Here is a 17,879-nt window from a genome sequence, read left to right on the forward strand (position 1 = left end):
GGGGGCGTCGGTGTCCGCCCCGGAAACGGTAGCCGTCGCGGAGGCGCTCCCAGAAGTACGCCTCCCGGGGGGCGACCCGGCACGGCGGGTCAGTGGAAGGTGAAGGAGGGCGACGCGGCGTCGGACCGGGCGGCGAGGTAGACGGGCCAGGCGAGGGCGAGGTCCTGCCAGGGGAGGCCGACCGGGGCGAAGACGGTGGGGCGGTCGTCGGGGCGGGCCGGGGCGGTGCCGCGCAGGACGTCGGCGAGCGGGGTGGCGAGGGCCGGGTCGACGGTGGTGTCGTGCAGGACGCCGGAGGTGGCGGCGAGCGCGGGGTCGTCCACCACGAGGCGGCTCGCGCGCAGCAGGGCGGGGGAGAGTTCGGTCTTGCCGGGCTCGTCGAAGCCGAGGCTGGTGAGGTGCAGGCCCGGCCGCAGGACGTCGGCGTCGAGCAGCGGCTCGCGTGACCAGGTCGCGGTGAGCACGATGTCCGCCGCCGTGGCGGCGGCCCGTGCGCTGGGCATCACCGTGCCGACGGCCGCGGCGCGCTCCGGGTCCAGGTCGTAGGCGTACACCTCGTCGATCGGCCGCAGGGTGCGCAGGGCCCGGAGCGCGGTCCGGTTCTGCGCGCCGGCGCCGATGACGGCGACCGTCCGCGCCTGCCGCGGCGCGAGCGTGTGGGTGGCCAGTGCGGCGGCCAGCCCGGTGCGCCAGGCGGTGACGGAGGCGGAGTCGAGCAGTGCGAGCAGTTCGCCGTCGGCCAGGGCGTGCAGGCAGACGATCCCGCGCAGGGCGGGCGTGGCGGCCGGGAACTTGGCGTTGACCTTCACGGTGTACGCGGGAACGTCGGGGAGCAGCCCCGGGATCAGGCACATGGCGGTTCCGGGGCCGGGCAGGCGGGCGCCCACCCGTTGGGCGGCCGGGAGCCGGTCCGTCGTGCGGAAGCCCGCGTCGAGGGCGGCCAGGACGGCCGGGATGTCCAGGGCGGCCTCGATGTCCGTGCGGGAGAGCAGCAGGGTCACGGGGAGCAGTCTCCTCCCGGCACGGGGGACGTGGGAAACGGGCCGGGGGCGGCACCCGTCGTACGGATGCCACCCCCGAAGATGGAGCGCCGGGCCCGAATCGAACGAACTCTTCCCGCTGAAAGCGGGCGTGCTGCCAATGCACCACCGACGCCTGGCCGACCGGGCTTTCCGCGTCTCGCGCGGCCCGCCCTCTCGACGAGGAAAAAACTACCAACGGATGATCAGAAACCAAAATCGTCGGGTCGGGCCGGGAACAGCCGGCCCGGACGCGGGCCGCCCCCGTGCTGCAGACGGCGCAGGAAGGCGAGCACGCCGGGCGTGCCGGTGGCCCAGGCGTGGGACTCGGCGGTGGGACCGGCGCCGGGCAGCAGCGGACGGCCCAGGGGACCGCCGGCGCGGGCCAGGATCAGGCCCGCGACCTCCTCGGCGGCGTGCCGGTGGCGTTCGTCCCCGGTGGCCGCGGCCAGGTCGACCAGTAGTTCGCCGACGCCCGCCAGGCCGCAGCACTGCCCGGTCATGCCCATCCTCGGCGCCAGCGCGCGGCAGGCCTGCGCCGCCTCCGCGGCGGGGGTGAGCAGCGCCGGGTCGCCGAGGCGGTGGGCGGCCTGGACGAGCACGGTGCCGATCCCGGCGAGCCCGCGGCACCAGGAGCCGTAGCGGCGGGTCGCTCCGGGGGCGCCGGCGGCCGCCGCGAGCCGGGGGACGTCGGCGGCGAGGCCGTCGACCAGGCGCCGGGCGGCCTCCACGGGCTTGCCGGGCTTGCCGGGCTCATTGGACCCGTCGGACCCGCTGGACTCGTTGGACTCGTCGGGCAGGGCGAGGAGGAAGTGGGCCGGCCCGGCCCGGCCGTGGGCGAAGCCCTCGACAAGCGCCGCCGTACCCGGGTTGGGGGTCTCCCGGGGGTCGGTGGGGCGGCCGTCGGTCAGCCGGCGGGCGCACTCGGCGGCGACGGCCAGGTGCCGTTCGGCCTCCTCCGGGCGGCCGTCGGCGCGGGCCGCGCGGGCCAGCAGCAGCCGGGCGGTGCCGACCCCGGCGGCCCCGGAGATCTGGTCGGCCGGGAGGTCGTCGCCGAGTGGTTCGCCCCACGCGGAGGGTCGTTCGGTGCCGAGCGGCCGGGCCGCGTGGGCGAGGAACAGCTCGACGCCGGCCCGGCCGTCGTACAGCCCCGGGCCGAGCCGGCCGAGCGCGGGGTGGGCGGCCGTCCAGCGGGCGAGGGCGGTGGCGGCCGCGCGGGCCCGCGGCCGGTCCGGGTGCTGGAGCAGTTCGAGGCCGAGTCCGGCGGCGCCGTCGTAGAACGACAGCAGGGTGCGTGGCCGCCCGCCCCGGGGGTCGGCGTCGACCAGGTCGTGGGCCATCCGGACACAGCGGTCGAGGGTGTGCCGGACGGCTTCGTCGAGCAGCTTCCCGGTCGCCGTCGGCGGTCGGTGGGCCCGGCGGGTGGAACGGAGGCCGGACCGAACGGTGCCGCTGCGCCGCAGCTCGGCGGCGGCCGCGGTCCGCGCCCCGGCGTCGAGAGCGAGCAGCCCGGCCACCACCGTCACCACCGCGTCCGCGTCCGTGTCCGCCGGCGCGTGCCCCGGGAGCGCGCCGGCCAGACAGGCGAGGGTGCGCTCGCGGTTGACGGCCGGGTCCGGGTCGATCACCACGGGGTCGAGTCCGGTGGCGGCCCAGTGCAGGGTGGCGCCGAGCGCGTAGTAGTCGTCGGCGGGCCGTGCCGCGCCGGCGCCGGGCAGGCCGTAGCCCAGGGTGGCGCCCTCGGGCCGTTCACCGGCGAGGGCGCTGACGCCGAAGTCGACGAGCGAGCAGCCACCCGAGCCGTCGAGCACGACGTTGGCGGGCTTGAGGTCGCACACCACCACGCCGCGCGCGTGCACGGCGTCCAGGACGGCCAACAGTCCGCGCGCCAGCGCCCACCAGCCCCGGCCGCCCGCGTCCCCGGCCCCGACGGGGTACGGGCCCGCGGTGAGGACGTCGCGGCGCAGGTCGTGCGGTCCGCGGACGGTGCTCACCAGGTACTCGTCCTCGCCGTGCCGGAAGTAGTCGACCGCCCGCGGCACTCCGGGCACTCCGTCGAGCGCGTCGAGCACCCGCCGCTCGTGCCGGAGCCGGCCGCGCGCGTCGGTGCCGGACGGGTCCTCGGCGACGAACGCGCGGGCCTGCTTGACCACCACCGCCCGCCCGGTGGCGAGTTCGACCGCCCGGTAGACGTGCCCGTTCGGTGAGCGGGTGATCCCGGCGGTGATCCGGTAGCGGCCGTCGCCGACCCGGGTGGTCGCCTCCCGCCGCGCGGCACGGGAGGCGAACGGGTCGGCCGTCCACGGCGGTTGGCGGTAGGCGCCGTCGGCGAGGCCGGGGAAGGCCTCCCCGGCGGGGCCGGTCATGACGAGGTCCGGGTCGTCGCCGGTGACCCGGAACGGCCCGTAGCGGTAGTAGACGGGGGCGTCCGCCCGCAGCTGCCGGTCGCTGACCACCCGGGGGCCGGGGCGGCCCGCCAGCACCTCGGCCAGCTCGGCCGCCAGCGCCTCGATCCCGCCCGGGGCCGGGTAGACCGTGACCGCCTTGCCGACGGCGGCGGCGCCGCGCAGCCCGGAGTTGAGCCGGCCCAGCACGGCGGCGTCGGCGGCGAACTTGGCGTCGCAGCGGTGCCGGAGCAGGACGGGGAGCACCAGGTCGACCAGGTCGGGCAGGTGCTCGGGGCGGGCGGAGAGGTGGAGCTTCCAGCCGTGGGCGAGGGCCGGCATCTCCGGGTCGTGCAGATACAGCCAGCCGTCGCCGGCGTGCAGCCGGCGGTGCGCGGCGCCGTCCGGCGCGGCCAGCCGGGCCGCGATCCGGGAGCGCACGTCCTCGGCCGTTCCGTGGCCGGGCTCCCGGCCCGGTGGTGCCGCTGTCGCCATGGCCTCCGCCGCTCCCTCCCTGGTCCGCCGTGCCCTGGGGTCGCCGGGCGGGCGCCCGCCCGGCGGCCGGTTACGCGGACCGCTCGGTGGAGGTCAGGAGTTGAGCCCGCATTCGAACCGGGTGGGGACGTAGGTGACCCACGGGTCGTCGATGCACGCCACCGGCGCGAGGTCCGCGTCGAACTCGTCCTCGAAGGCGATGGTGTCCTCGTCGATCTCCAGCAGGCCGGCGTCGCGGATCTCCAGGACCTGTGCGCTCATGGTGGGCTCCTCCTGTAGAGGGTCGGCGGATACCTTTCGACGGCATGTTCATGCTAGCCAGCGATCCGCGTTCACCATAGGGGCGCGGCATCGTCACATCCGGAACACCCGGAAGCGGGAACTCCGTTGACGGTGCGTGACCGATCACCGCGGCGCGGACCGGCGGACCGCCCGGTGCTACGGTCGGGCCCATGTCCAAGACCGAGATCGACCAGCTGACCGCCGAGTTCTTCGGCGCCTTCGACAACCGCGCCGGCCAGGGCGCCGATGTGGCCCGGCTCCGGCGGCTGATGCTCCCGCAGGGAGTGATCGTCTGCACCGCCCCGACGTTCACGGTCTACTCCGTCGAGGAGTTCGTCGAGCCGCGCGAGCGCCTGCTGAACGACGGCCGGCTGGTCGGCTTCTCGGAGTGGGAGACCTCCGAGCGGACCGAGATCGTGGGGGCCGTCGCCTCGCGCACCGGCGAGTACCGCAAGTCCGGCACCCTGGACGGCGAGCCCTACGGGGGCGGCGGGACGAAGACCTTCCAGTTCGTGCGCACCCCCGAGGGCTGGCGGATCGCCGCCTTCTCCTGGTACGACGAGGCCTGAGCCCCGGCGCCGCCGCGCCACGCCCGCACCGCGCCGGGCGGCCCGGCTGCCGGGACCGGGCCGCGGCGTGGCAGCATCCCGGATGTGGTGATCTACGACGAACGACTCTCCGTCCCGCTGCACTGGTGGCTCGCCGCCCTGACGGCCGCCACCGCGCTCACCTGCGCGCTGGCCCCGCTCGGTCCGCTGCCCGCGCTGGCCGCCGGCGCCCTGCTGCTGGCGCTGGTGGCCCCGGCGCTGAACGGCTACGGCGCGGTCCGGATCCGGGTCTGCGACGGCGTCCTGGTGGCCGGGCCGATCGTGCTGCGCGGCGAGCACACGGGTGCGGTCGAAGTCCTCGACCGGGCCGGCGCCTTCGCCTGGCGCACCCGGCTGGCCGGTCCCCGGGCCCGTCTGCTGATCCGCAGCTACCTCCCGCGCGCCGTCCGCGTCGAGGTCGCCGAACCCTCCCTGCTCTGCCCCTACCTGTACCTCTCCACCCGCCGGCCCGAGGCCCTGGCCGCCGCCCTGGCCGAAGCCCGCGACCACTGCTCGCTCCCGGCCGCCACCGGCCGCTGACGCCCGGTACGGTACGGGCGGGCCGGGCGCACGACGTACAGGGGGAGAGCCGCCATGACACGGAGGACCGCCGAGCGCGCCGCCGAGCGGGCCGTCGAACGGACCGCCTGGGGAGCGCTCGGGATCCTGCTGCTCGCGTGGACCGTGTTCGAGGCGGTGAAGCACGCGGGCCTCACCGCCCCGCTCGCCGTGCTCGGCCTGCTCGTGCCGTGGGCGGCCGCGCTCGCCCCGGGGCGGCCGGTCGTCCGCCGGGCGCTGCTGCGCGTCTGGATACCGCTCGCCGTCATGGTGCTCTGCTCGCTCGTCCCCGGACCCGCCGACGACACCGCCGCGCCGTTCACCTTCGGCATGGCCTGGCTGACCCACCTCGCGCTGCGCCGGGCCCTGGGCCGTACCCCGCGCTGATCCCGGCCCCGACACGACGTGGGGCTCCCCCGGCCGTGGCGACGAAGTGATGTGCGGGGGGGGGGGGGGGCGGGGCGCCCGCCGCGTCCGAGGCGCCGCGCCGTGCTTCCGCACGCCGTCCGCGGCGGCGCGGTCCGGCGGCCGGTGGCGGGCATCACCACCCCGGACGGGCGGCGCGATCGATGGGGGCCGGTGTCGGTGGTACGGGCGCGGGTTCGGGTACGGCTGGGGTTCGCCGTGTTCGGCGTGTTCTGGGGCAGCTGGGGCGCGCTGATCCCGGAGGTCCAGCGGCGGGCCCGGGTGGACGACGGCGAGCTCGGGGTCGCCGTTCTGATGATCGGTCTGGGCGCGCTCTGCTCGATGCGGCCGGCCGGTGCGCTCGTGGACCGCTTCGGCCGCACCGCCGTCGCCCTCCTGCTGCTGGTGATGGCGGTGGCGGCCGTGCTGCCCGGACCCGCCCGCGGCGCCCCGGCGCTGATGGCCGCGCTCGCCGTCCTCGGAGCGGCGTCCGGGGCCGTCGACGTGGGCCTCAACGCGCTGGCGAGCGCGGAGGAGAGCCGCACGGGCCCGCTGATGAACGCCGCCCACGCCTGTTTCTCCGCCTCCGTGGTGTGCGGAGCCCTCGCCACGGGTCTGGCGCTCGGCCGTGGTCTCTCCGCCGTCGCGGTGCTGCTGCCGGTGGCCGTCCTCCTCGCGGGTGGCGCCGTCGTGGTCGGCGGCCCGGGCCCGGAGGAGGCGCGGCCCGCTCCCGGCGGCGGTGGTGGCCGCCGGGCGGGCGGCGTCGCGAACCGCCCGTTGCTGCTGCTCGGCGTGCTGTGCGCGCTCGCCTTCGTGGTCGAGAACGCCTGGCAGAGCTGGAGCGCGGTGATGCTGCGCTCGGTCCTGCACACCGGCTCCGGTACGGCCGCCGCCGGCCCGGTGGTGTTCGCGGCCTCCACCACCGTCGGCCGGCTGGCCGGGCACGGGCTGGCCGACCGGCTGCCGCGGCGTCGGCTGCTCGCCCTGGGCGCGGCGGTGGCGGCCGTCGGCACCCTGGGCGCCGCGCTGGCCCCGGGGGTGGGCGCGATGCTCGCGGGGCTCGTCGTGGCCGGCCTCGGCACCGCCGTGTGCGCGCCGACGATCCTCTCGCTCGCCGGGGCACGGGCCCGCCCCGAGGCGCGTTCCTCCGCCGTGGCCGTCGTCTCCTCGGTCGGCTACGCGGGCTTCCTGGTCGGGCCGGCCGCCGTCGGTCTGACGGCCTCGGCGGTCGGCCTGCGGTCGGCGCTCGCCGCCGTGGCCGCCGTGGCGGCGGTCCTGGCGCTCATGGCGCTGCCGGCCCTGACCCGCGGGGCGGCGCCGGACGGGCCGGACGGGCCGGACAGGCCGGACCGGCCGGGCCGCCAGGACCGTCCGGCTGTTCGGTCGGGATCCGGAGAGCCCAAGCTGTGATGTGATGGACAGATGATCGACGAACGATTCGCCGCGGACTGCCTGGGCCCGGTGGAGGAGGCGGTCCGGCGGGCCGCCGCCGCCGAGATCATGCCGCGCTTCCGCGCGCTGACCGCCGACCAGGTGGCCGAGAAGCACGGCCCGTACGACCTGGTGACCGTCGCCGACCGGGGCGCCGAGGCGCACCTGACGGCGGCTCTGACGGCGCTGCTCCCCGGCTCGGTCGTGGTGGGGGAGGAGGCGGTCGACGCGGACCCCGGCCTGTACGCGGAGCTGGCCGGCGACCGCCCGGTCTGGATCGTCGACCCGATCGACGGCACCCGGACCTTCGTCCGCGGCGACGAGGGGTTCTGCACGCTGGTCGCCCTCGCCCACCGCGGCGAACTGCTGGCCTCCTGGACGTACGCCCCGGTCCACGACCGGATGGCGACGGCCCTGCGGGGCGGGGGCGCCCGCCTGGACGGCGTCCCGCTGCGGACGGGCTCCCCGGCCGAGGGCGCGCCGATGGAGATCGCCGCCTCCTTCCCCTTCCAGGCCACGCCCGAGGCGAAGCGCGCGCTGGCCCACCTGCGGACCGAGGGCGTGCACACCCGGCCGTGCGCGGGCTCGGCGGGGCTGGAGTACGTGGCGATCGCCCGCGGCGCCCTCGACGCGACGGTGTTCGCCTGGGAGAACGCCTGGGACCACGCGGCCGGCCTGCTCCTGGTCGCCGAGGCGGGCGGCGCCCACGCGACCCTGGACGGCACGCCCTTCCGCCTCGCCGGAGGCAACCTCCTGCCGTTCACCACGGCCCGCGACGCGGCCACCGTCGGCCGGGTCCGCCGCCTCCTGCTCGGCGACCGTCCCGTCCGGTAGCCGCGAGCCGCTCTCTCCCGCCAGGATCCGAGAGGCAGACGCTAGCCGCCGACGTGGTCCCGGACGGCGTCGGGCAGCCGGCGGCCGGTGACCGAGCGCCAGGCCCGCTCCACGGCCCGCGGGCCGAGGTCCCGCGCCAGCAGCCCCAGGTTGACCAGGCTCGGCCAGGTCAGCGGGTGCGGGAACTCCTCGAAGCAGGTGATGCTGCGCACCAGCCACTCCATCGCCTCGCGGGGCCGCCCCTGCTCCGCGGCGAACAGCCCGAACTGCCCGAAGGTCCGGGCCAGCCCCGGTGTGTCGCCGATCCGGTGCGAGACGTCCAGCGCCTTGCGGTACCGGGCCTCGGCGTCCGCCGCCCGGCCGCCGGTCTGGGCGGTCACCCCGAGCTGGTGGTAGCTGACCGCCACCCCGGCCTGGTCGCCCAGCTCCTCCCGGACCGTCAGGGCCCGCGCGTGCCAGGCCTCCGCCCCGTCCAGGTCGCCGAGCCGGGCGGCGACGACGCCGAGTTGGTGCTGGCTGGCGGCCGTGCCGGGCCGGTCGTCGAGGTCCTGGCGGATCTCCAGGGCCTTGCGGTGCCAGGTCTCGGCCTGCTCGAACCGCTCCTGGGCCGTGGCCAGCACGCCGAGCTGGTGGTAGCCGCGGGCGGTGTCGGGCAGGCTGCCCGACTCCTCGGCGAGGGCCAGCGCCTCCGTGCACCACTTCTCGGCCGCGGCGAGGCGTCCCAGTTCGGCGGCGACGGCGGCGAGCCGGTGGTGGAGGTCCGTCGCGAAGGCCCGGTCGGCCGGCTGGTCGGCGTCGGCCAGGGCGCGCCCGTACCACAGGTAGGCGTCCTCGAAGCGGCCCTGTTCCTGGGCCAGTACGCCGAGTTGGTGCCGGCAGGCGGCGGCCCACCGGGACTCGCCCTGCTGCTCGAAGGCGTCGAGCGCTTCCCGGGTCCGCCGCTCGGCGTCCTCCGGGCGGTCGAGGCGGTGGGCGATCACCCCCAGCCGGTGGTGGCCGATGGCGATGCCGTGGGCGTCGTCGAGCCGCTCCAGGAGCGCGAGCGAGTGCAGGTACCACTGCTCGGCCTCGGCGAACTCGCCGCGGTCCACCGCGATCCGGCCGAGCTGCTGGTAGCCGTCGGCGAGGTCGTCGAGCTGGTCCGGGGCCGGGGTCCGCCGGTCGACGGCGTGGTGGATCTCCCGGAAGGTCCGCTCGGCCTCCTCGGTGCGCCCGGCCCGCACCAGGCGCCGGGCGTCGGCGCCGAGCACGGACAGCCAGAGCGCGCCGGCCGGGGTGTCGGCCGCCGGCGGTCGGCCGTCGACGGCCTCCAGGGCGGTCCGCACCCGGTCGGTCCAGCCGCGCGCCTCGGCGTCCAGCCCGTGGGCGCTCCAGTGGGCGTGCAGCGGCCGGACGAGCGCCAGGGCCTGCGGCCACAGCCCCTGCTCGACGGCCCGGCCGAGCAGGCCGCCGATGGTCCGCCGCTGGAGGTCGAGCGCGGTCAGGACGAACTCGGTGCTGCCGCCCTGCAGTTCGCGGGTGAGCAGGAGGCAGAAGTTGACCTGGGCGCCCAGCAGGGCCTGCTCGGCGGCGGCCCGCTGTTCGGCGAAGCCGGGTTCCTCGGCCCGCCACCGGGCGGTGAGCACGCCGGCGATCGCCGGGTGGACCAGGAAGGCGGTGCCGGTGCGGGCGGTGAGCAGGCCCAGCCCGGCCGCCCGCTCCAGCAGCCGCTGCCACTCCTCGGTGCCGCGGTCCCGGAAGCGCTCGGGCGCCGGCGGTTGGCGGGAGAGCAGGGCGAGCACGGTGGCGTCGGCGGTGCCCCGGAAGAGCGTGACGGCGGCCAGCGCCCGCCGGTCGGCGGCGGTCAGCCGGTCCAGCGCGTGGGCGGCGCTCACCGTGAGTGCCGTAGGCCCGCTTCCTCCCGGCCGCGCCTCGGCATCGCGCGTGAGGGTGTCCAGGGCGTGCCAGGGTTCGTGTGCGTCGAGCGAGGCCAGCACGAGCCGCAGGGTCAACGGGTGCCCGTCCGGCCACTCCAGCAACTGGCCGAACACCCGCAGCCCGCGTTTGCGGGCGGTTTCGGGGTCCGCGGGGAGGAACTGCTCGGCGTACTCGACGGCCTCCTCCGGGGCCAGGCCCGGCACCTCGATCCGCAGCGGTCCGGGGCCCAGCCAGTCCTCCGGGGTCCGGCTGGTGAGCACGAGCGCGCCGCGCCCGTGCCCGGCCACGCGGCCGAGGAACGCCCGCAGTTCGGCGCGTTCCTCCTCGCCCGGAGCGGGGGTGCCGCCCGCCGGGTCGTGCAGGGTGTGCAGGGACTCCACGCCGTCCCAGATCAGCAGCACGTCCCGGGCGGCGAGCTCCCGCTCGACGGCCTCCCGGCGCTCGACGGGCGTGAGCGGGTCGAACTCCTCGGCGGCGAGCAGCCGGTGGCCGATCCGGTCGACCACCCCGGCCAGTCCGAACGAGGCCACGCCGGGTTCGAAGGAGTGCAGCACGACGGCGTCCGGTCCGTCCACCGCGCCGGTGTCCCGGCACCAGCGGCCGAAGGCCTTCGCCAGCTCGGTCTTGCCGACGCCCGCGGGGCCGTGCAGGACGACCACCCGGTGGCGCCGGGCGCCCGCGTCCAGGTCGAGCAGCAAGCCGTCCCGGCCGACGAACGCCCCGACGGGGGCGAGGCCCTCCAGACCGTCCCGGGCGTCGCGGTCCACGGCGCTCCGGTGTCCGGCCGCGAGGGCGTCGGGCAGGTCGCCGTGCTCCGGTGCGGACCGCTCGGCCGCCAGTGCGGGGAAGGCGACCTCGGTGCGGCGGTAGAGGGCCGGGACCGTCCAGTCGGCCAGCGGCAGCGGGCCCTTGACGGAGGCGCGCCGGTCCTGTTCGGCGAGGTGCCGACGGCCGGCCGCCACCGCAAGGGAGATCCGCTCGCCGCGACGGAGGCGTTCGTAGACCACGGTGAGGAACGCGGTGGTGGCCGTCGGGCCGGGGCCGTAGGGCAGGGCGAGCACGGCGCCGGCGCCCTCCCGGAGCAGCCGGAGGGCCGCGGCGGCCCCGGCCTGTCCGGCCGGGCTCCCGGACCGATGGGGGCTCAGGACCACCAGCGGGACCGCGGCGGCGGCGAGCAGCCGGGCGACCCGCTGGACCGGTACGGGGTCCGGGCCCCCGTCCGGATGCTCGAACACCAGGGCGTCGCCGGGGTCGTGGCCGCGGGAGGCCTGCGGAGCGTGGGCGGGACCGGAGAGGTCGCCGGTGCCGGAGAGCACGCCGGGTCCGTCGAAGTGCACGATCCGGAACGGGCGGCCCTCCTCGCGTGCCTCCCGGAGCGTCTCGCCGAGCGCGGCGAGGGTCGGCGGGCGCAGCACCCGGAGTTCGACCGCGTCGCGTCCCGGTCCGAGCCGCCGCAGCAGGGGGAGGGCGCTCGTCGGTGCGGCGGCGTCGAGGGCGGTCCCGGCCGCAGCGGCGTTCGCGGAGGTGTCGGTGGCGGTGTCCGGCCGGGTAACCACCAGCAGGACCCGCAGCCGGGACCCGTCCGTCGCGGTGAGCGGGTCGAGCGCGTCGAGCACGTGGAGCGGGTCGGCGTCCGCCGGGCAGCGGCTCACCGTCACGTCGTCGAGCACCAGCGGGGCCCGGCGCCCCGGGTCCGTCATCAGCTCCCAGGGCAGGCCGAGCAGCGGCGCGGAGTCCGAGCGCAGCACGAGCTCCAATGCGCCGCCGCGGGCCCGTGCCCGCAGATAGGCGTCCCGGCCGGGGCCGTCGCCGAGCAGCGCGGAGAACATCCGCGCCCCCCAGTCCGGGAGCTGGCGGGCGATGTGCGGGCCCCGCTCGCCGTACGCCCCGAACGGGGTGCGCAGGTGGTCCTCCAGGTACCAGCGGAGGTCCTCCAGGGCCGTGTCGTCCAGGGGCCTGCGCAGCCATCCGGCGTCGACGGCGGGCGCCGGGACGTCGGCCCCCGGGAGCCACTCCGTCACGGACATCCGGCCGTCGGCGTGGAGATCCACCACCAGACGTTCGACCACAATCGCCCCCAGCGAGTGCTTGGCGGCCGGTCGGCCGTTCCGCTGCGGAGCACAGGGTAGCGGCGTCGCCACCGAAGGCGGGCGCCCGGGGGCGAAGTGCGCGGTGACGACCCGTCGCGGGCCCGTGCGGTGGGGTGCGGAACGGAAGGGGCAGGCGGGTTGCCCCAAAGGGCAGACCGAACGTTTCGTCGGGAGCGTTCGCCCCCTCCCCGACCTCCGGGCGGAAGGCCGCGTTCACCTGGGGGTCATCGGCGGGCACGGCCCTGACCAGCGCTGTCGCGCTCGCGTCAAGATCGCTCCGGCGGCCCGGGAGGCGTCAAACCCGCCGGTCGGCCGTACTCCGGGTGAGCTGCGTCACTTGACCGGGTTTTCCGGCTGGGATTCACTTTTTCCGGCGGCGGAAAGCGGAGGGTCGAATTCTGCGGAACCCCCCGGGGCCCGTCCTCGCCGACCGCTCGCCGAACAGTTGTTCGTCATCGTTCCCTGTCGATATGGAGGTGCTGTCATGAAGCTCGTTCACTTCGTGAAGAAGGTCATGCCGGAGAAGAGCCTGAAGGCCTACGCCTGGTACGGCTGGATCTAATTCCCCGGCGGTTCTTCCGCCGTCGGACACGTGCCCGGCGAGTGCCACCCGCACTCGCCGGGCACGGGCCGCTCACCGCGAGCCGGCCACCACAGCCGCTCACCCTTGGAGTAACGGATGGCCATGTCCAGCACCGGCCGGAGCGCCCGGGTCACCCTCTTCGCGCCGCGGATCGACGAGCTCCTGCACAGGTACCGAGGTCAGGACCTGTTCCGCCTGGAGGCGGACACCGTCGGGGTCGCCGGCGTCGACCTCATGGACGGACTGCTGCGCAGCCGGCCGGCCAACGCCGAGGAGCGCCCGACCTTCAAGCCCGTGCAGGGTCGGTCGGTCACCCGGGCCGACGCCGCCGCGCTCATGCAGGCCGTCTCGGCCGATGTCCGGGCGGCGCTGAAGAAACCGCTGGGCGAGCGGACGGACCTCTCCGGGAGATGGCCGCACACTCCGCACGTCTATCTCCGGGACCTCGTTTTCGGCCGGGAGAGTTTCCGATTCCGGGTCCTGGTCGACCGCCGGCTGGAACTCACCCCGAAATTGACCTGGATGGCGGTCGCGGCCGGAACGGCGATGCTCGGAAAGCCGGGTACCGAAATTCCGCTGTCGAATCTGGCGGCCCGGGTGCTGGACGCCGAGACGTACGACGACCGCCGCTACGCGATGTACCTCTACCGGCGGGTGGCGGGGCCGATCTGCTTCACCGTGGCCGCGCTGGTGACCAACGCGGTCTGGCTCGGCGCCCCCTTCGACGACGACGTGCCCAATCGGGACGTCCTGCTGGAGGCGCTGCGGCTGCTGCCGCCGTCCTGGAACATCCTGCGGGTCGCCTCCCCGGAGTTCGGCGCCGTCGACGGCCGGATCGGCCGCAAGGACGACATCCTGATGCTCCCGCTGCTGAGCCATCGTGACCCCCGGCTGTGGGACGACCCGGAGACCTTCCGCCCGGAGCGCTGGAAGGACCTCGATCCCGACACCCAGCCCGGCTACCTGCCGTTCGGGCACGCCAACGAACGCTGCTGGGGGCGGCACATGGTGCTGCCGCTGGCCGAGCGGATCCTCGATATCGTCCGCCGCGACGGGCTGGTGGTCAGCCCGGAGCAGCGGGTCGGCCGGGTCGAGCTGGACGGCCTGCTGGAGGTCTCGGGCGTCCGGATGGTCCGCCGCTGAGGAGAACCCGGGGGCGCGTCGGGCGCACCGCGCGCCGGGGCCGACACCCCGGCGCGCCGCCGACCCCGCCCGCGGCCCGCCGGGTGGCAAGGACGACAATGGCGCGGTGAACGACACGAGCGGCCTGACCGAGCTGACCGGTCCGAACGACCCCGACGGCGCCGGTGCGGACCACCAGGCGCTGGTGCGTGACGCGATGGCCGCCGCCGTGCGCTCGCCGCTGCGCGGCCGGGTCGCCGACTACATCCCGGCACTCGCCGAGGCCGATCCGGCGGCCTTCGGCATGGCGATCGCCACCGTGGACGGCCGGGTCTTCGGGGCGGGGGACTGGCGGCGGCCCTTCTCCGTCCAGTCGGTGTCGAAGCTGTTCACCCTCGCCCTGGCGCTCGCCGAGGGCGGTGACGGCCTGTGGGCCGGGGTCGGCCGCGAGCCCTCCGGCAACCCGTTCAACTCACTCGTCCAGCTGGAGTCCGAGCACGGCATCCCGCGCAACCCCTTCATCAACGCCGGCGCCCTGGTGGTGACCGACCGGCTGCTCGACCTCACCGGCGACGCGGCCGGTGCCGTCCTGGACCTGCTGCGCGCGGAGTCCGGCGATCCGACCGTCGACGTCAACCGGTCGGTGGCCGCCTCCGAGGCCGAGCACGGCCACCGCAACGCCGCCATGGCGCACTTCATGGCCAGTTACGGCAACCTGCGCAACCCCGTCGAGGACGTGCTCGCCCACTACTACGCGCACTGCGCGATCGAGGCCGACTGCCGGGGCCTGGCGCTGGCCGGCCTCTTCCTCGCCCGCCACGGCGTGCGCGCCGACGGCTCGCGCCTGCTCTCGCGCAGCGAGGCCAAGCGGATCAACGCCGTCCTGCTCACCTGCGGCACCTACGACGCGGCGGGCGAGTTCGCCTACCGGGTGGGCCTGCCCGGCAAGAGCGGCGTCGGCGGCGGCATCCTCGCGGTCCTGCCCGGCCGGGGCGCGGTCTGCACCTGGAGCCCCGGTCTGGACGCCGCGGGCAACTCGGTGCTCGGCGTCGCCGCCCTGGACGCCCTGACGACGGCCACCGGCTGGTCGGTGTTCTGACGGCGGCACGGCCGCGGGCCCCGGCCGCCGGCCCGGACAGCTCCGTCCGGTGACGGTCCGGAAGCTGACGGTCACGAACTTGTTATGTCCTCTTCACCGGTTCGACGGCCGGACGGGTCATGCTCTGCACCGGCGGGAGCCACCGCCGAAGGCGCGCCGGCCCGCCGGCGCACTGACAAGGGGACTGACACCGTGACCGTCCGCCGTACCCTCATCGGCACCCTCACCGCCGGGCTGCTCGCCGCGGCCGCCGCCGTCCTGCCCGTCGGCGCCGACGCGCAGGCCGCCGGCGGCAGCACCCCGGGCGAGCTCCCGTTCGCCTCCGCGACCACCGTCGGCCTGCACAACACCTACGACCCGGCGGCCTTCGGCTACCTCGCCCAGGGCCTGGACACCGGCACCGGCATGATCGAGCTGGACGCCTGGCCGAACGTCGTCACCAAGGAGTGGAAGGTCAGCCACTCCAACCCGCTGGGCAATACCAACAACTGCGTCAGCGCCACCTCGGCCGCCCAGCTCTACTCCGGCGGCACCAACAAGAACCTGGACGCCTGTCTGGACGACGTGCGGATCTGGCTCGGCGCCCACCCCGGTGCGGGCCCGCTGGTGATCAAGCTGGAGCTCAAGCCGGGCTTCTCCGGGAACCTCGGCATGGGCCCCGCCCAGCTCGACGCGGTGATCGCCGCCCACCTCGGCTCCGCCGCGCTGCGCCCGGCCGACCTGCTCGCCAAGCCGGGCGGCGGCTCCTACCCGAGCCTCGACGACGCCGTCCGCGCCGGCAACTGGCCGACCAGGTCGGCGCTGGCCGGACGCGCCCTGGTGTACGTGATCCCCGGCACCGTCGAGCTGGACAACCCGTTCGACACCCTGCACACCGACGTCGAGTACGGCCGCTACCTGCGCGACCTGGCCGCGGCCGGCCGGATCGGCGAGGCCCGGATGTTCCCCACCGCGCTCGGCGCGGCGGCCGGCGACCCGCGCACCCGGTACAGCGAGACCTCGATCCGCCCCTGGTTCGTGGTCTTCGACGGTGACGCCGCCACCTACCTCAACGGCATCGACACCGGCTGGTACGACACCAACCACTACCTGCTGACGATGACCGACGCGCACAACGTCGCCCCCGCGATCAGCAACACCGACCCCACTGCCGACCAGGCCCGCGGCCGCACCGAACAGCTCGCCCGCGCCCACGCGACCATCGTCTCCAGCGACTGGCGCAAGCTGCCCGACGTCCAGTCACTCGTCCTCACCCGCGGCTGACGCCCGGCACTCCGCAGCGCGGACGCTCGGCCGGGCTCCCGGCCGAGCGTTCTGCTCGGGCGGACTCAGGCCGGGGCGTCGGCCGCCGGCTCCGGCTCGTCGATCCACTCCGAGGCGAGCAGCCCGAGGATGACCTCGTCCTCGAACGCCCCGCACACCCAGGCGGCGCGCCGCAGCGTGCCCTCGACCACGAAGCCCGCCCCCGTGGCGGCCTTGATCATCGGCACGTTGCCGGCCATCGTCTCCACCTGGAGCCGCTGCAGCCCGCGCACCGTGAACCCGTAGCGGCAGAGCAGCCGCACGAGGTCACCGGCCAGGCCGCGCCCGCGGAACCCGGGCCGCAGCGCGAGGCCGAGGTGGGCGCGCCGCTGGTGGGCGTCGATGCCCCAGACCAGCGCCTCCCCGGCCAGCTCGCCCGACGACAGCTCCACCACCGAGAAGAAGGCGACCCCGTCGTCGCCCTGGCCCACGACGAACGGGGACTCCGGGGAGCCGGGCGCGAGGGGGCGCCAGGGGCGGGTGTCCGCGCGCGAACGGGTGACGATGTCGTCGTAGAGCTCGGTGTGCAGCAGCGGGATGTCGTCGTCGTGCCGGGCGCGGAGCGCGATGCGCGAGGTCTGTAGCATGTCACATGGTTAACAGGGGTCACTGCTGCCCCGCAACCGAATTTCCGCCCGGAATCCCGGGGAATGACGGTGCGCCGGTCGGCCGTTGGCACGGAGGTGACCGCCGCGCCCGCCCTCCGCCTCTCCGTCCTGGACCGTTCCCGCACGCGCCGGGGGGAGCAGCCCGCCCGGGCGCTGCGCGACACCGTCGCGTTCGCGGTGGAGGCCGAGCGGCTGGGCTACCACCGGTTCTGGGTCTCCGAGCACCACGGCGTGCCGGGGGTGGCCGGCTCGGCGCCGACGGTGCTGGCCGCCGCCGTGGCCGCCGCGACGTCCCGGATCCGGGTCGGCACCGGCGGGGTGATGCTCCCCAACCACCAGCCCCTCGTCGTCGCCGAGCAGTTCGGCGTCCTGGAGGCGCTGTTCCCGGGCCGGATCGACATGGGCCTGGGCCGGTCGGTGGGCTTCACCGACGGAGTGCGCCGGGCCCTGGGCCGGGAGAAGGACGCCGCGGACCGCTTCCCCGAGCAGCTCGCCGACCTGCTCTCCTGGTTCGACCCCGCCGCGCGCGGTCCCGGGGGCGTGCACGCCCGCCCCGCCGAGGGCCTGGACGTCCCCGCGTTCGTGCTGGCCACCGGTGCGGGCGCGGACGTGGCCGCCGAGGCGGGGCTGCCGCTGGTGATCGCGGCGGTGCGCGGGGAGGAGGCGATGCGGGAGGCGATCGACCGCTACCGCGAGCGCTTCCGCCCCTCCGCCCGGGCGAGGCGGCCCTACGTGGTGGTCTCCGGGACGGTCGCCGTCGCCGGGAGCGAGGAACGGGCCCGGGCGCTGCTCGTCCCGGAGGCCTGGTCGAGCGCCCACAGCCGGACCCACGGGGAGTTCTCCCCGCTCGAACCCGCCGAGGAGGTCCTGGCCCGGTCGATGACCCCGCGTGAGCGGGCCGCTTTCGAGCAGGCCCTGACCGGCCACCTGGCGGGCACGCCCGGGCGCGTCGTCGCCGAGCTCGCGGCGCTGATGGAACGGACCGGCGCCGACGAGTACCTGGTCACCACCAGCACCTACGACCGGGCGGAGCTGCTGGCCTCCTACCGGCTGCTCGCCGAGGCCGCCGGGCTGTCCTGAGCCCCGGCGGCGCCGGCCGCGTCCCCGGTCACCCGTCGACCCGCCGCGCCCGGGCGCGGCGACCCGGACCCGGGTGGCGCAGC

15 protein-coding genes and 1 tRNA gene are annotated in these 17,879 nt (G+C 76.3%); 10 read left to right on the forward strand and 6 right to left on the reverse strand.

Features of this window, described 5'->3' with window-relative positions; all coding sequences use genetic code 11:
- Positions 1-89: 89 nt before the first annotated feature.
- The 4 genes from ACFVUH_RS21585 to ACFVUH_RS21600 all read right to left on the reverse strand — a co-directional run bounded on the left by ACFVUH_RS21585 (position 90) and on the right by ACFVUH_RS21600 (position 4,159).
- Positions 90-1,001 (reverse strand): ornithine cyclodeaminase family protein, encoded by a 912-nt coding sequence (locus ACFVUH_RS21585; RefSeq protein ID WP_387914940.1) that lies wholly within the window; start codon positions 999-1,001, stop codon positions 90-92.
- Positions 1,002-1,083: 82 nt separating this feature from the next.
- Positions 1,084-1,155 (reverse strand) — tRNA-Glu (locus ACFVUH_RS21590).
- A gap of 70 nt (positions 1,156-1,225) precedes the next feature.
- A complete protein-coding gene (gene lanL, locus ACFVUH_RS21595; protein WP_387914941.1) occupies positions 1,226-3,898 on the reverse strand; it encodes a class IV lanthionine synthetase LanL in 2,673 nt (890 codons plus the stop codon).
- A gap of 93 nt (positions 3,899-3,991) precedes the next feature.
- Positions 3,992-4,159 carry an SflA family class IV lanthipeptide gene (locus ACFVUH_RS21600; RefSeq protein WP_387914942.1) on the reverse strand — a complete coding sequence of 56 codons (168 nt, stop codon included), beginning with the start codon at positions 4,157-4,159 and terminating at the stop codon, positions 3,992-3,994.
- Between the two features lie 191 nt (positions 4,160-4,350).
- On the opposite strand from ACFVUH_RS21600, the gene ACFVUH_RS21605 reads away from it, so the two are divergent.
- From ACFVUH_RS21605 to ACFVUH_RS21625, 5 genes are all read left to right on the forward strand, one after another.
- Entirely contained in the window at positions 4,351-4,749 is a 399-nt protein-coding gene (locus tag ACFVUH_RS21605; protein WP_380687139.1) for a DUF4440 domain-containing protein, read from the forward strand.
- 84 nt (positions 4,750-4,833) lie between these two features.
- A complete protein-coding gene (locus ACFVUH_RS21610) occupies positions 4,834-5,307 on the forward strand; it encodes a DUF3093 family protein (protein WP_387914943.1) in 474 nt (157 codons plus the stop codon).
- Positions 5,308-5,361: 54 nt separating this feature from the next.
- Positions 5,362-5,712, forward strand: a complete 351-nt coding sequence (locus tag ACFVUH_RS21615; RefSeq protein WP_387914944.1) for a hypothetical protein — start codon at positions 5,362-5,364, stop codon at positions 5,710-5,712.
- A gap of 102 nt (positions 5,713-5,814) precedes the next feature.
- Complete coding sequence (locus ACFVUH_RS21620) at positions 5,815-7,140, forward strand: MFS transporter (protein WP_387914945.1); 1,326 nt, start codon at positions 5,815-5,817, stop codon at positions 7,138-7,140.
- Positions 7,141-7,152: 12 nt separating this feature from the next.
- A complete protein-coding gene (locus tag ACFVUH_RS21625) occupies positions 7,153-7,995 on the forward strand; it encodes an inositol monophosphatase family protein (RefSeq protein WP_387914946.1) in 843 nt (280 codons plus the stop codon).
- 41 nt (positions 7,996-8,036) lie between these two features.
- On the opposite strand, the gene ACFVUH_RS21630 is transcribed toward ACFVUH_RS21625, so the two are convergent.
- The gene (locus tag ACFVUH_RS21630) at positions 8,037-11,963 is read right to left on the reverse strand and encodes a tetratricopeptide repeat protein (RefSeq protein ID WP_387914947.1); all 3,927 of its coding nucleotides are present in this window, start codon (positions 11,961-11,963) and stop codon (positions 8,037-8,039) included.
- 523 nt (positions 11,964-12,486) lie between these two features.
- On the opposite strand from ACFVUH_RS21630, the gene ACFVUH_RS21635 reads away from it, so the two are divergent.
- The 4 genes from ACFVUH_RS21635 to ACFVUH_RS21650 all read left to right on the forward strand — a co-directional run bounded on the left by ACFVUH_RS21635 (position 12,487) and on the right by ACFVUH_RS21650 (position 16,069).
- Positions 12,487-12,564: a tryptorubin family RiPP precursor gene (locus tag ACFVUH_RS21635; protein WP_350540985.1), complete on the forward strand. Its 78-nt coding sequence runs from the start codon at positions 12,487-12,489 to the stop codon at positions 12,562-12,564.
- 117 nt (positions 12,565-12,681) lie between these two features.
- Entirely contained in the window at positions 12,682-13,728 is a 1,047-nt protein-coding gene (locus ACFVUH_RS21640) for a cytochrome P450 (RefSeq protein ID WP_387914948.1), read from the forward strand.
- Between the two features lie 181 nt (positions 13,729-13,909).
- Complete coding sequence (locus ACFVUH_RS21645) at positions 13,910-14,806, forward strand: glutaminase (RefSeq protein ID WP_387915037.1); 897 nt, start codon at positions 13,910-13,912, stop codon at positions 14,804-14,806.
- A gap of 192 nt (positions 14,807-14,998) precedes the next feature.
- Positions 14,999-16,069 (forward strand): phosphatidylinositol-specific phospholipase C domain-containing protein, encoded by a 1,071-nt coding sequence (locus ACFVUH_RS21650; RefSeq protein WP_387914949.1) that lies wholly within the window; start codon positions 14,999-15,001, stop codon positions 16,067-16,069.
- A 65-nt stretch (positions 16,070-16,134) separates the two neighbouring features.
- On the opposite strand, the gene ACFVUH_RS21655 is transcribed toward ACFVUH_RS21650, so the two are convergent.
- Complete coding sequence (locus ACFVUH_RS21655) at positions 16,135-16,695, reverse strand: GNAT family N-acetyltransferase (RefSeq protein ID WP_387914950.1); 561 nt, start codon at positions 16,693-16,695, stop codon at positions 16,135-16,137.
- Positions 16,696-16,791: 96 nt separating this feature from the next.
- Between ACFVUH_RS21655 and ACFVUH_RS21660 the strand changes: the two genes are divergently transcribed.
- Positions 16,792-17,796 carry an LLM class flavin-dependent oxidoreductase gene (locus ACFVUH_RS21660; RefSeq protein ID WP_387914951.1) on the forward strand — a complete coding sequence of 335 codons (1,005 nt, stop codon included), beginning with the start codon at positions 16,792-16,794 and terminating at the stop codon, positions 17,794-17,796.
- The last annotated feature ends 83 nt before the right edge of the window (positions 17,797-17,879 follow it).

This window comes from Kitasatospora sp. NPDC058032 (assembly GCF_042885845.1).
Classification (GTDB): domain Bacteria; phylum Actinomycetota; class Actinomycetes; order Streptomycetales; family Streptomycetaceae; genus Kitasatospora.